Raw genomic sequence first — 12,892 nt, 5'->3', positions numbered from 1 at the left:
CAGACCGACACGATCCCCAGGGGGACCCCAGATGGGCAAGACCGCACTCATAACCGGCGTCACCGGGCAGGACGGCTCGTACCTCTCCGAGCTGCTGCTCTCCAAGGGCTACACGGTGCACGGCCTGGTGCGGCGGTCCTCCAGCTTCAACACCGAGCGGATCGACCACATCTACCAGGACCCGCAGACCGCGAACCGGTCCTTCGTCCTGCACCACGCCGACCTCTCCGACGGCGTCGCGCTCGTGAACCTGCTCCGCGAGATCCGGCCCGACGAGGTCTACAACCTCGGCGCCCAGTCGCACGTGCGGGTCTCCTTCGACGCCCCCCTCTACACCGGGGACGTGACCGGCCTCGGCGCCCTGCGCCTCCTGGAGGCGATCCGGGCCAGCGGTGTGGACACCCGCATCTACCAGGCCTCGTCCTCGGAGATGTTCGGGGCCACCCCGCCCCCGCAGAACGAGAAGACCCCGTTCCACCCGCGCAGCCCGTACGGCGCGGCGAAGGTGTTCGCGTACTGGACCACGGTGAACTACCGCGAGGCGTACGACATGTTCGCCGTCAACGGGATCCTCTTCAACCACGAGTCCCCGCGCCGCGGCGAGACCTTCGTGACCCGCAAGATCACCCGCGCGGTGGCCCGGATCAAGGCCGGCCTCCAGGAGCACCTCTACCTGGGCAACCTCGACGCGGTCCGCGACTGGGGCTACGCCCCCGAGTACGTGGACGCCATGTGGCGGATGCTCCAGCAGGACGAGCCGACCGACTACGTCGTCGCCACGGGCGTGGCCGCCACGGTCCGCGAGTTCGTCGAGTCCTCCTTCGCCCACGCGGGCCTCGACTGGGCCGAGCACGTGCGCTACGACCCGAAGTACGAGCGCCCGAGCGAGGTCGACGCCCTCATCGGCGACGCCTCCAAGGCCAACGAACTGCTTGGCTGGAAGCCGACGGTCCTCGTGGCCGAGCTGGCGCAGATCATGGTCGATGCCGACATCAGGCAGGTCGAGGACCAGCTGGCGGGCGCGACGGTCCGCATCGACCGCTGAAGGCCTTATATTTCCCCTACGATTTGCCGTGTCCCGGTCATCTCCACTGGTATCGGTGGGTGTGGCCGGGGCAAACCCGTCGTATGTCCGTTGTGCGCCCTCCAACCTGAGCCGTTCATTCCAAGTTGGTATGCAATGGGTCAAGGGAGATGACCGGGTCCCCGCAGGAGCCCTAGTCTGCGCCAGTACATATGGCTGTTCGGATAGTTCCAGCCATCAAACCGGGCGATTGCCCTGGGGGGCTCATGCGTAGATCCAGAGGGCTGACTGCTGCCCTCGTCCTGTCACTGGCCGGCGCCGGCACCGGCATAGGTCTGGTGCTGATGCCCGAGGCGTCCGCCATCACGCCTCCCGTGGCATTCACCGCCGACGAACTGCCCACCTGGCAGCCCAACGGCGTCGTCTTTGCGATGGCCGAGGCGAACGGCACCGTCTTCGCCGGCGGCACCTTCTCCGCCGTCCGCCCGCCCGACGGCGCCAGCGGTGCCGAGCAGGAAGCGGTCAACTTCGTGGCGCTCGACGCCGCGACGGGCAACCCGACCTCGTGCAAGCTCGCCTTCACCATCGGTGACGGCAGCGCCACCGTGCGCGCCCTCGAGGTCTCCAAGGACAAGAAGACCCTGTACGCGGGCGGCTACTTCGGCGCCGTCAACGGCACCCCGGTCTCCAGCCTGGCCGCGATCGACATCGCGACCTGCACCCCCAAGGCCGCCTTCCACCCGGGCTTCCCCGCCACCGTGCGCGGACTCGCCGTCTCCGACGACACCGTCTACGCGGCCGGCGACTTCGGCACCGTCGAGGGCCAGACCCGCGAGCGGTTCGCCGCCGTGGACGCCGGCTCCGGCGCCCTCAAGCCCTTCACCGCCAACGCCGACGAACCCGGCCGCGCGGTCGAGGTCACCCCGGACGGCAAGAACGTCCTGCTGGGCGGTGACTTCTTCGACATCAACGGCAAGAGCACGCACGCCCTGGCCGTCGTGAACGCCACCACCGGCGCGGTCACCAAGACGTACAGCAACATCCCGTCGAACTCCGTGGTCAAGGACATCGCCACCGACTCGACCGGCTTCTACACCGGCAACGAGGGCTCCGGCGGCGGCGTCTTCGACGGCCGCATCGGCCTGAACCTCAGCGACTTCAGCGAGAAGTGGCGCGACCGCTGCCTCGGCGCGACCCAGGCCGTCCTGCCGTACGACGGAGTGCTCTACAGCTCCTCGCACGCGCACGACTGCTCGCTGGAGGGCCAGTTCCCCGACGGCAAGCGGAACTTCTTCAACGCGCAGCTGACCAACTACGAAGGCGCCGCCCCCGCGCCCGTGGACGGCTTCGTGCGCAGCCCGCGCAAGCTCGGCTGGCACCCCACCGCCAACGACGGCATCGGCGAGGGCATCGGCCCGCGCGCCATGACCATCGCCGAGAAGAACGACGTCAAGTACATGTGGGCCGGCGGTGAGTTCACCGCCATCAACGGCAAGCCGCAGCAGGCGCTCACCCGCTTCGCCTCCACCGGCGACGTCGGCGCCCCGACCACCCCGGTCGCGAGCGCCGGCAGCGTCAAGCCCGGTGAGGCCCAGGTCCGCTGGCGCACCAGCTACGACGCCGACGACAGCAAGCTGACGTACCGGATCTACCGCAACGGCTCGTCCAGCCCCATCGCCACCGTCGCCGCCGAGTCCCTGGAGTGGCAGCGTCCGCAGGCCTCCTGGACCGACACCACGGTCAAGGCCGGCCAGTCGTACACCTACCGCGTGACGGCCACCGACGCCGCGGGCAACACCAGCGCCCTGTCGGCCAACGCCGCGGTCACGGTCCCCAGCTCGGTCCAGTCGTACCCGAACCAGGTCCGCGCCGACGGCGCCGGCCTGTACTGGCGCTACGACGACACCGTCAGCCCGTACGTCGCCGACTCCTCGGTCGCCGGCAACACCAGCGGCGTGCAGCTCAACGCCCCGGCCCTGCGCCAGACGCCCGGCGCCATCAGCGGCGCCAGCACGGCGATGGGCTTCAACGGCACCAGCCAGCAGGTGTACAGCGACCACCGTCAGACGGTGGGCAGCGCTTTCTCGGTCGAGACCTGGTTCAAGACCGGCACCACGCGCGGCGGCAAGCTGATCGGCTTCGGCAACAACACCGACCGCACCAGCGGCTCGTACGACAAGCAGATCTACATGACCAACACCGGTCGTCTGGTCTTCGGCGTCAGCAACGGCTCGGCCCGCACCATCACCACCGGCCTGTTCGACACGTACAACGACAACAAGTGGCACCACGTCGTCGGCACCCTCGGCGCCGGCGGCATGGAGCTGATCGTCGACGGCCAGAGCAAGGGCACGCTGAACAACGTCACCAGCTCGGTCTCGTACGAGGGCTTCTGGCACGTCGGCGGCGACAACCTCGGCGGCTGGCCGACCAAGCCGACGAGCAACTTCTTCGCCGGCCAGATCGACGAGACGGCCGTCTACCCGAAGGCGCTCACCGCGGCCCAGGCCAAGAACCACTACGACCTGGCCAAGGCGCCGTCCGACTCGGTCTCCAAGGTCTCCGCGACCGAGGACACCTACGTGAACCAGGGCGCCCCGAGCGCCGCCAACGGCGCGACCACCTCGCTGGCCGTCCGCGGCACGTCGGCGTACGAGACGTACCTGCGCTTCAACCTGCCGGCCGCGCCGGCCGGTCAGGTGCTGAAGTCCGCCTCGCTCCAGATCAAGACGTCGACGCAGGCGAACGCCGGCACGGCCGACAAGATCTCCGTGGTCCCGGTCACCGGCACCTGGAGCGGTGCGAGCACGACGTTCAACACCAAGCCCGCCCTCGGCACCACCGAGCTCGGCTCGTTCGCGAGCGTGCCGGACGGCTCGGCGATCCAGAGCACCGCGCTGGACACCGCCGCGCTCACCCCGGTGCTGGGCACCGGCTACAGCCTGGCCCTGACGAGCACGGGCACCGACCCGCTGTGGATCTGGTCCATGGAGTCGACGGCAGCGGACGCCGCTCCGCAGCTCGTCCTCACCTTCGGCCCGAAGTAACCGCGTAGACGGATGCGGGGCCCGGCGTGAAACGCAGCCGGGCCCCGCACCCCTATCCCACGTAACAACAGGAGCCCCAAAGATGTACCGACGCTCCGCTGCGGCTGCTGTTCTGCTGGCCGCGGCTCTGACCCTGACCGCCTGCAGCTCGGGCGGCGACGGCAAGGCCGACGCCGAGGCCGCGAAGCCGAAGCCGCCGGCCGCGTCGGCGGTCCCGGACCCGGCGGACGCCTCGGCGGCGCCGGTCTCTCCCGACGCGAAGCCGACCGGCCCGGTGCTGCCGGACGGGAAGCTCACCCCGAAGACGGGCAGCTTCAAGCCCAACGAGAAGCAGTACCTGAGCGGTCGGGTCCCGGAGAAGATGGACCCGGCGGCGGTCCTCCAGACCGGCCAGGAGTCCTGCCAGCGGGTGGAGCGCACCGCGAAGCGCGACAAGGACGCGGCGACCGGGGCCATCGTGGCCGGGGAGATCCCGGGGGCCAAGGACGCGATCACGTACCTGTGCCCGGAGCAGAAGCCGATCCTGGACGCGGCGTCCAAGGGCTTCGCCGACGGCACCCGCCAGTCGCCCGCGGCGGGCACGTACCGGGCGCTGACCCAGGCCACGACGTGCACGTGGGAGGCGAAGGGCAAGGACGGCGCGGTCCTGGCCTCGGGCCCGGAAGCCCCCCCGAAGGCGGGCGACAAGATCACCGCCACGATCCCCCCGGGCACGGCGACCTTCACCTCGACGGGCTGCTACGCCTGGATCCCGGCGTAGCCTCTCCCCTGCATACGAGGACGCCGCCCCCAGCCCGAACTCCGGGCCGGGGGCGGCGTTTTCGCGTGCGCTTCCCGGGTAGCCGCGCGGTCAGACGACCACGACTGCGGAGGCGAATCATGGGAGGAATCGGCGGCTGCATCGCGCTGATCGTGGTGGGGGCCATCCTCACCTTCGCGACGGACTGGAAGATGGAGAGCGTCAACCTCGACATCGTCGGGCTGATCATGATGGCGGCGGGCGCCATCGGCCTCGCCGTCTACGCGAGCGTCTTCAAGCGCCGCCGCGCGGCGGCCCTCCCGGTGGTGGACGAGACCCATCGCGAGCTCTAGGCGGCCTCTTCCGGGTCAGGCAAGACCCGGAAGAGAGGGCCTGGCGCGTCAGCGCAGAGCGGCCTCGTAGACCGGGAGCAGGGTGTCGAGGACGGCGTCCATGGAGAAGGAGTTCGCGGCCAGTTTGCGGGCCGACTCCCCGGCCTTGGCGTTCTCGGAGGGGTCCAGGAGGGTGAGGACGGCCTCCGCCACGCCCGAGGGGCCCGGGGTGACCGCTCGGCCGGCGCCCGCGGAGGCGATGTCGCGAGCCAGGCCGTTGGAGTGCGTGACCACCGACGGGACGCCCACCGACAGGGCCTCCAGGACCGACATCGGGAACGGCTCGTCCACCGAGGGCAGTACGTAGACGTGGGCCCGGCGCAGCTCCGCCAGGACCTCGGCGGTGGACAGTGCCCCCGGGACCGTGAAGCGGGACGTCAGCCCCAGCTCCGCGATCCGCGCCCGGACCGCCGCCAGCTCGCCCTCGTCCGGGCCGGCCACCACGAACTCCGCGTCCGGGTGGGCCGCCAGGACCGCCGGGGCCGCGTCCACGAAGTCCACCGGGCGCTTACGGCCCTGCAGGCGCGCCGAGTACAGGATGCGCGGGGGACCGGCCGGGGCCGGCCGCTCCTCCTGCGCGGGCGTGCCGTTCACCAGCCGGACGGCCCCCGCGAGCGCGCCGCCCACCACCGCGTCGAGGCCCTCCCGTTCGTGCGGGGTCAGGTACAGCACCGCGTCCGCCCCGCGCAGCAGCCTCCGTACGGCCACCGCGTCCAGCACCTTGGCCAGTACCTTCTCGCTCGGGTCCACCATCCCGTGGGTCTGCAGCACCAGCGGCTTGCCGGCCCGCAGTGCCGCGAGGGCCACCGGCAGGGTCACCAGGTCCCGCGCCAGGTGGACGTGGACCACGTCCGCGTCCCGGACCAGCCGGCCCGCCGAGGCCAGCAGGGCCGGTGAGGTCATCCCGCTGAAGCCCAGGGGGAGGAGGCGCCGGGCCGGGAACAGCTTCGCCGGGACGCCTTCCACCGAGGTCGGCCAGGGGTCCGGGAAGCCCTCGCCCAGCGCCAGCAGCCGCGCCTCGTGGCCGCGGCCCCGCAGCCCCTTGGCCAGGTTGAGCGCGACCCGGACCGGCCCGCCGAACGCGTGCGAGGGGGAGTGGAGCGTGACGGCGTGCAGGACTCTCACTTGGGCTCCTCGACCGGGCGGCGCTGCCCGTCCATCGTCTGCAGGGTCAGTGCAGGAAGGTTTCTGTGGACCACCGATCCGGCGCCCGCCACCGCGCAGCGGCCCACCGTGACCCCGGCCAGCACGGTCGCCCGTACGGCCACCCACGCACCGTCCTCGACCACGATCGGCGCGTTGCGGTAGCGGAAGTCGGCGGCCCTGTGGTCGTGCGAGCCGGTGCAGAGCATGGCCTCCTGCGAGACGCAGACGTTCGCCCCGATGGTCACCGGCTCCAGGTTCAGCAGCCAGGCGCCCTCGCCGATCCACGTGTGATCGCCGACGGTGAGCTTCCACGGCCACAGCACCCGTACCCTGTGCCGGATCAGCACGCCCTCGCCGATCCGCGCGCCGAACGCGCGCAGCAGCGCCACCCGCAGCCGGGCCGGGCAGAACCACGCCATGAACACCGTGTTCATCACCGCGAACCAGAGCGCCTGCGTCAGCAGCCCGCGCCCCTTGTCGTACCCGGCCAGCGTGAAGGCAGGAAGATCACGCAACTGTCGCCCCTCATCGTGCGCTGCGGGCTCGTCGCGCTCCGCAGGCGTGCCTCCCCGGGCGCCGCCCGCTCAGACTAGACTGCGCGCGGACCAGGCACATGGGGTGGGGGCAGCAGTGGCAACGGACATACGCAAGCCCTCGGTGACCCCGCCGGCCGCGCCCGTCTCCGAGCCGGAGGACGTGCACAGGTGGGGCCGGGTCACCACCCCGCGCACCCTGCTCTCCCGCGCCCTGTCCGTCCCGCTCATCCTCGGCTTCACCGTCTTCCTGCCGCTGATCGTCGCCGTCCAGTCCGGCGACGGCCAGCGCGACGCCGCCTTCTGGCTCCAGCTCCTCCTCACGATGTACGCGGGAGCCCGGCTCTCCGCGATGGTCCTGACCAGCCGCCGCAAGCTGCTCCAGGGCTCCTTCTGGCTCTTCGTCTACATGGCGATGGGCGTGGCCCCGCTCGCGCAGGCCGTCCTCGGCCGGGTCCCGACCCCCGTGGTCGGCCCCCGCTCCGACCTCACCGTCGCGATCGGCCTGGTCCTGCTCGGCTGCACGGCGTTCGACGTCGGCGTCCTGCTCGCCCGCCACCGGCCGGCCGGGCGGGCCGGCGGCTCCCAGAAGGAGCCGCGGCCGGTCATGGCCCACCGGCGACGCCTCCAACTGCTGACCGGGATCGCCTTCCTGTGCAGCGCCGCGTTCATCATGAAGCTCGGCGGCCCGGCGGTGTTCTTCTCCAGCCGCCAGGAGATCATCGCGGGCATCGAGGAGGCGGGCGTCTCCAACGGCGACGGCCAGGCCGGACAGGCCCTGCTGCGCGGCTTCGGCACGGTCCCGGCGCTGCTCGCCCTGCTGCTGTACACGCGCTGGCTGATCACGTCGACGTACGCCCGCCGCAAGGTGTCGATCATCGTCACCTGGGGGGCGCTGGCGCTGCTCAACCTGGTGGTCAACAACCCGATCTCGAACCCGCGGTACTGGTTCCTCACGGTCATGTTCGCGCTGCTGTTCACCGTCTTCCCGGTGAGCGCCGCGATGTACCGGGTGGCGCTGTCGATGGCCGTGGTGATCGCCCTGCTCGTGTTCCCGTTCGCGGACCGCTTCCGGTACGACGAGAAGAACTACAAGCCGGTCGAGACGACGTCGTTCCTGGAGCCGATGGCGCTGAAGGACTACGACCAGATCGGCATGTTCGCGAACACCATCACGTACTCGAACTCCGGGCCCGGGCACCTGTACGGGCGCCAGCTCGCGGGATCGGTCTTCTTCGCGGTGCCGCGCTCGGTCTGGCCGGGCAAGCCGAAGGACACGGGCGTGATGGTCGGTGAGTGGATGGGGACGGTCAACACCAACCTCTCGTCCCCGGTCTGGGCCGAGCTGTGGCTGGACTTCGGCCCGCTGGGCATGGGCGCCGGGCTCCTGGGCATGGGGTACGCGGCGGCCCGGGTGGACCGCCGCTACGCGAAGCGCGCCACGCGGCGCTCGCCTCCGGGCAGCCTGATCTCGGTGGTGGTCCCGCTGGTCGCGGGCTACTCGTTCATCCTCCTGCGGGGTCCCCTGCTCCAGGCCTCCGGCCGGGTGGCGATCGCCGCCCTCTGCCTGGCGCTGGTCGCGACGTACCGCCAGGACAAGACCACCGTCCTGCGCTAGGGGTGTCTGGCGCGTACCGGCCCCGGCGAAAGGCGGGTCAGGCCGCCGTCGTCACCGGCGGCTCGGCCGCGCGGGCCGGGACGCGCGAGACGCGCAGCCAGGCCGCCGTGGCCTTCAGGGCCGAGCCCGCCGCCAGGCCCCAGGCGGCGCCGGTCACGCCGGCCAGCGCGTAGCCGCCCAGGAGCAGTGCCACCGACAGCAGGGAGAACACCACCTGCAAGGACAGCGTCGCCTTCGGGTTCAGCACCCGCAGGGTCAGCAGGGCGCACGTGCCCAGCCCCATCACCGCGTACTGGGCTCCCGTGGCGGGGAGCAGCGCGGACGCCGCCGCCCACGTGTCGCCCAGCAGCTCCCGGCCCAGGCCTTCGGGCAGCGCGTACAAGGCCGCGCCCCAGCCGGCGCCCAGCGCCGCCAGCACACCGCCCATCGCCGCCGTCAGCCGGACCACGCCCCGCTTGCCCGACGCTCGGCCCACCACGGGCGGGCCGAACGCGTTCGCCGAGTTGAACAGCACGTTCAGCGGCCCGAACAAGGTCGTCGCACCCCGCAGCGCACCCACGGCCAGCGGGGTCGCGAACAGGCCGAGCCCCAGCACCGCCAGCTGGCTGGAGCCGTTGCCCACCGCGAACTCGACGACGAACCGCTGTCCCAGGTGCCCCCGCCGCAGGTACGGCCGCAGGTCGGCCGCCGAGCCCCGGACGTACGGACGCAGCAGCCACAGCCCCAGCGCGAGCGCCGGAAGCGCCGAGACCCCCCACACCAGCACCAGCCGCCCCGCCGAAGCCCCTTCGGGCTGGAGCAGCAGCGCCGCGACGACGCACACCAGCCGCAGCGCGTCCGCGGCCAGCGCCCGTTCGGGGGTGCGCAGCGCGGAGAAGCAGTACCGCAGCCCGTCCTGGACGAGCACCAACGGCAGTACGAGGCCCAGCGCGAGGAAGGCCCAGCCGCCGGCCCCGGGCACGGCGAGGCCGACGACGGCCAGCGCCGCGCCCGCCGCCGCCGAGGCGGCCCCGGTGAACGCGAGGCCCGAGCGGCAGACCGCGCCGAGGCGGTCCTCGTCCTTCTCCAGCACCACCGTCTGGCCCACGTACGCCATGTTCAGCCCGAGGAGCACGCTGAACGTCACGTACACCATCGAGAAGTCGGCGAAGCCGGACGCCGAGGACAGCCGGGCGGCCAGCACCAGCACCAGGATGTTGGTGGCGCTGGAGGCGGCCTGGTCCAGGACCGAGGAGACGGCGGCGAGGCCGCGCCGGCTCATCTGCGGCCCATGCGCACCGTGCGCAGGGCCACCGTGTCCGTGCCGTCGCCCGGGATGTGCTGCTCCGGTTCGGCCTGCCGGTGCGCCTGCTGCCCCTGCCCCTGCTGCCCCTGGTTCGGCTGCCGCGTGAGCGGCTGCGCCTGCGGCGCGGAGGGCCGGGAAGCCTGCGCCGGGGCGGCGGACGCGGCATTCGCCTTGCCTCCGCGACCGCCCCGGCCGCGCTTCTCGCCCGGCAGCGGAGCGTGCAGCACCGCGCCGAGCACCGTACCGCCGGCGCCGCTGATCAGCTCGCGGATCCGGGACAGGTCGCTGCGGTGGACGGCCCGCGGGTCGCAGACGACGAGGACGCCGTCGACGCGGTCGACGAGCGCGAGGGCGTCGGCGTACGAGAGCACGGGCGGCGCGAGCACGACGACTGTGGAGTTGGGGGAGTCGGCCTCGGAGATGAGGCGGGTGGCGCGCGGGGAGGTCAGCGCGCGGGCCACGTTGCGCACCGGCTCGCCCGGGATCAGGTCGAAGGCGCCCGACTCCCCGGCGTCGACGACGAGCTGGCGCCCGTCGGGCCACTCGGCGTCGCCGTGGGCCGCCGGGCCGCCGCCCTGCGCCTGGCTCCAGCGCGGCCGGCCGGCGCCGGTCGGCAGCTGGCTGGCCAGGACCGGCGTGCGCAGGTCCGCCTCGATGAGCAGGACGTCCTTGCCGGTCTCCGCGAAGGAGGCGGCCAGGTTCACCGCCGCCGCGGCGGCGGTCTCGCTGCTGCCGCGCGGGGCGACGACCAGCAGTCGGCGCCGGTCGGCGAAGCGGGAGTCGTAGGCGAGCCGGAAGGCCACCGAGCGGAACTCCTCGGCGAGCCGCGGGTCCTCCTCGCCGGCCGCGAGCAGCGGCCCGCCGCCGGTCTTGGCCCGCGGCAGGTAGCCCAGTACGGGCGCGCGCAGGGCCCGCGCGACATCGCCCTCGGAGCGCGGCGCGGGGTCGAAAACGAGCCGGACCCACGCGGCGAGCAGGCCGAGCGCGAGGCCCACGGCCGCGCCGAGCGCCAGCGACATCAGGAGGCCCGGGCCGTCGGTGTCGGACGGCGGGGTCGCGGGGCTGGTGACCCGGCCCGGGCTCATGTCCAGGGCCTGGAGCTTGGCGATGTTGCTGTTGAGGGTGTTGACCTTGCTCTGCAGGTCGGTCTTCGAGGCGTACGCGGCGTCGCGGCCCGTGCCGGCCGGCATGGCGTTGATCTGCTTGACGAGATCGTCCAGGTTCTTGGCGACCGGATCGCGCTGGTCCTGGTAGCCCTTGACCATCTTGTCGCGCGTGACGTCGAGGGACTCCTGCCGCTTGAGCAGGTACGCCTCGGTCATCGCGTTCGCGCGGGTGGCGGCCTCCTTGGCGGAGGACGCGGTGTAGGTGAAGCGCAGCACCATCGTCTGCGGCGGGTTGGTCACCTGGAGGCCGCTGCGCAGGCCGGCGAAGTCCTTCGAGGTCACGCCGAGCTTCTTCGCGGCCTCGTTGGCTATGGAGGAGCTGAGTGCGACCTGCCGCTCCGAGCCGATGTTGATCGCCTTGTCGGGCGCGAGGCTCGGGTTGAACGGGTCGTCCGTGGGTGCGCGCAGCACGACGTCCGCGGTGGCGACATAGGTGTCGGACGTGGAGATGCCGAGGTAGACGCCGCCCAGCAGGCCGATGCCGACACCCGCGCCGAGGAGGCGGCGGTAGCGCAGGAGCTGTTTGAACTGGTCCCTGAGGAGGTCCGGTTCGTCCTCCGCCGGGACCGACGCAGGGCGGTTCGTCTCGATCACGGCTGCGGACCCCCAAGTGCTTCGTCTATCAGTGCGTCGATGCGGGCCAGGCCCGCGTCACGGCTCAGGTGGGCCGCCACGTGCCGGGGCCCGGCCGCCCCGAGGGCGTCCGCGCCCTCGGGGTCCTCGGCGAGGGCCCGTACGGCCTTCAGCAGGGCGTGGGGGTCCTCCGGTGGTACGAGCACCCCTGCGCCCGAACGTTCCACTTCCTGGGCCGTGCCGCCCTCCGCCGCCACGGACGCGATGACGGGACGGCCGGCCTGGAAGTAGGAGGTCAGTTTGGACGGCACGCTCATGTCGAGCACGGCCGCGTGCTGCGTCACGGCGAGTACGTCCGCCGCCGCGAGGATATCCGGGAACTCTCCGTCGGCGGCAGGGGGGATGATGTCCAGATTCGGCACGTCCGCCGCGAGGTCGGCCAGGGCCGAGCGCTGGCTGCCGTCGCCCATGAGGACGAAACGGACACCCGGATCCAGGCGGGCGGCGCCCACGAGGACTTCGAGGCCCTGCTTGAGGCCCATGTTCCCGGAGTGCAGGACGACCGGCTCGCCGGGGGCCCAGCCGAGGTGGCGCCGGGTCTGGCCGCGCGGCCGGGTGGGCTGCGGGACGTGGGACCAGTTGGGCACGAGGCGGATCTTCTCCGGGTCCACGCCCATGCCGACGACCCGGTCCACGAAGGTCTCGTGGATGACGCCGACCAGGGTGGCCCGCTTCAGGGCGTACGCCTCCGCGCGACCGGCGACCGCGGCCGCCTTGTCGCCGCCGCTGATTCCGCTCTGCGCGGCGGCCGCGCCCATCAGGTCCTGGACGACCGGGATGAACGGGACCTTCCAGCGGGCGGCGAGCCGGGCCGCGATGACCCCGCCGGCCAGGCTGGGCATCTGGGCCATGACCGCGTCCGGCCGCGGCATCCGGGGCGGGGCCACGGAACCGTGCAGCAGAATCGATCCTTCAAAAAGGGCCCGCTTGACGGCGGTCTGGCGGGGCGGCACGGTGTGCGCGCGCCGGTGCACTGTGACCCCCGCGCGCCGTTCCGTGCGCCGGAGCGCCCCCTTGTACTCCGGCTCCAACGACCACGACGGGTAGTGCGGCATGCCGGCGAGCACATGGGTGTCGTGGCCGAGATCCGCCCAGTGCTCCGCGATCTGGGTGGCGTAGGGCCCAATCCCCGCGTGCTCGGGAGCGTAGTTGGTGGAAACCAGCAGTAGGCGCCGGTGACCGGATCTCGACACTGAACGTCCCCTTCTCCCCAGGATGATGCGCACGTCACCCTATTCGTTCACCGACAGAGCGTGGAACGTGCACGCTATTGTCTGCTGAACCGCCACACCGGGGGGTGTGGTCGCTG

Annotated in this window: 10 protein-coding genes; 5 read left to right on the top strand and 5 right to left on the bottom strand. The window is 72.2% G+C overall.

Translation table 11 applies throughout. The features are described from left to right. Window positions 1-31: 31 nt before the first annotated feature. The 4 genes from gmd (at window position 32) to IF02_RS0121240 (ending at window position 5,163) form a co-directional block, all read left to right on the top strand. On the top strand, window positions 32-1,045 hold the full coding sequence (gene gmd, locus IF02_RS0121255) for a GDP-mannose 4,6-dehydratase (RefSeq protein ID WP_030159241.1): 1,014 nt from the start codon (window positions 32-34) through the stop codon (window positions 1,043-1,045). A gap of 245 nt (window positions 1,046-1,290) precedes the next feature. Further along, on the top strand, window positions 1,291-4,071 hold the full coding sequence (locus tag IF02_RS0121250) for a DUF7594 domain-containing protein (RefSeq protein ID WP_030159240.1): 2,781 nt from the start codon (window positions 1,291-1,293) through the stop codon (window positions 4,069-4,071). Window positions 4,072-4,153: 82 nt separating this feature from the next. Further along, window positions 4,154-4,831 carry a hypothetical protein gene (locus IF02_RS0121245; RefSeq protein ID WP_030159238.1) on the top strand — a complete coding sequence of 226 codons (678 nt, stop codon included), beginning with the start codon at window positions 4,154-4,156 and terminating at the stop codon, window positions 4,829-4,831. A 119-nt stretch (window positions 4,832-4,950) separates the two neighbouring features. After that, on the top strand, window positions 4,951-5,163 hold the full coding sequence (locus IF02_RS0121240) for a DUF6458 family protein (protein WP_030159236.1): 213 nt from the start codon (window positions 4,951-4,953) through the stop codon (window positions 5,161-5,163). Window positions 5,164-5,211: 48 nt separating this feature from the next. Here IF02_RS0121240 and IF02_RS0121235 read toward each other — a convergent pair whose 3' ends face one another. Continuing rightward, on the bottom strand, window positions 5,212-6,327 hold the full coding sequence (locus IF02_RS0121235) for a glycosyltransferase (protein WP_030159235.1): 1,116 nt from the start codon (window positions 6,325-6,327) through the stop codon (window positions 5,212-5,214). Continuing rightward, window positions 6,324-6,863 (bottom strand): WcaF family extracellular polysaccharide biosynthesis acetyltransferase, encoded by a 540-nt coding sequence (locus tag IF02_RS0121230; protein WP_030159233.1) that lies wholly within the window; start codon window positions 6,861-6,863, stop codon window positions 6,324-6,326. The genes IF02_RS0121235 and IF02_RS0121230 overlap by 4 nt, the downstream gene beginning before the upstream one ends. 115 nt (window positions 6,864-6,978) lie before the next feature. Between IF02_RS0121230 and IF02_RS0121225 the strand changes: the two genes are divergently transcribed. Beyond that, window positions 6,979-8,499 carry a hypothetical protein gene (locus IF02_RS0121225; protein ID WP_078622227.1) on the top strand — a complete coding sequence of 507 codons (1,521 nt, stop codon included), beginning with the start codon at window positions 6,979-6,981 and terminating at the stop codon, window positions 8,497-8,499. Between the two features lie 37 nt (window positions 8,500-8,536). Here IF02_RS0121225 and IF02_RS0121220 read toward each other — a convergent pair whose 3' ends face one another. From IF02_RS0121220 to IF02_RS0121210, 3 genes are read right to left on the bottom strand one after another with little or no spacing between them, the layout of a single operon-like run. Next, on the bottom strand, window positions 8,537-9,760 hold the full coding sequence (locus IF02_RS0121220) for a hypothetical protein (RefSeq protein WP_037836799.1): 1,224 nt from the start codon (window positions 9,758-9,760) through the stop codon (window positions 8,537-8,539). Then, window positions 9,757-11,544: a tyrosine-protein kinase domain-containing protein gene (locus IF02_RS0121215; RefSeq protein WP_051696417.1), complete on the bottom strand. Its 1,788-nt coding sequence runs from the start codon at window positions 11,542-11,544 to the stop codon at window positions 9,757-9,759. The genes IF02_RS0121220 and IF02_RS0121215 overlap by 4 nt, the downstream gene beginning before the upstream one ends. Further along, the gene (locus IF02_RS0121210) at window positions 11,541-12,746 is read right to left on the bottom strand and encodes a glycosyltransferase family 4 protein (RefSeq protein WP_030159225.1); all 1,206 of its coding nucleotides are present in this window, start codon (window positions 12,744-12,746) and stop codon (window positions 11,541-11,543) included. The genes IF02_RS0121215 and IF02_RS0121210 overlap by 4 nt, the downstream gene beginning before the upstream one ends. Window positions 12,747-12,892 lie beyond the last annotated feature (146 nt).

Origin of the sequence: Streptomyces sp. NRRL S-244, from assembly GCF_000717915.1 — a bacterium.
Lineage (GTDB): Bacteria > Actinomycetota > Actinomycetes > Streptomycetales > Streptomycetaceae > Streptomyces.
The sequence above is the reverse complement of the archived record's forward strand: the minus strand, read 5'-3'. Positions and strand labels throughout refer to the sequence as shown.

Excerpts from the sequence above, each read along its gene's own strand:
- gmd (WP_030159241.1), top strand. The coding sequence starts at position 32 with ATGGGCAAGACCGCACTCATAACCGGCGTCACCGGGCAGGACGGCTCG.
- IF02_RS0121250 (WP_030159240.1), top strand. The coding sequence starts at position 1,291 with ATGCGTAGATCCAGAGGGCTGACTGCTGCCCTCGTCCTGTCACTGGCC.
- IF02_RS0121245 (WP_030159238.1), top strand. The coding sequence starts at position 4,154 with ATGTACCGACGCTCCGCTGCGGCTGCTGTTCTGCTGGCCGCGGCTCTG.
- IF02_RS0121240 (WP_030159236.1), top strand. The coding sequence starts at position 4,951 with ATGGGAGGAATCGGCGGCTGCATCGCGCTGATCGTGGTGGGGGCCATC.
- IF02_RS0121220 (WP_037836799.1), bottom strand. The coding sequence starts at position 9,760 with ATGAGCCGGCGCGGCCTCGCCGCCGTCTCCTCGGTCCTGGACCAGGCC.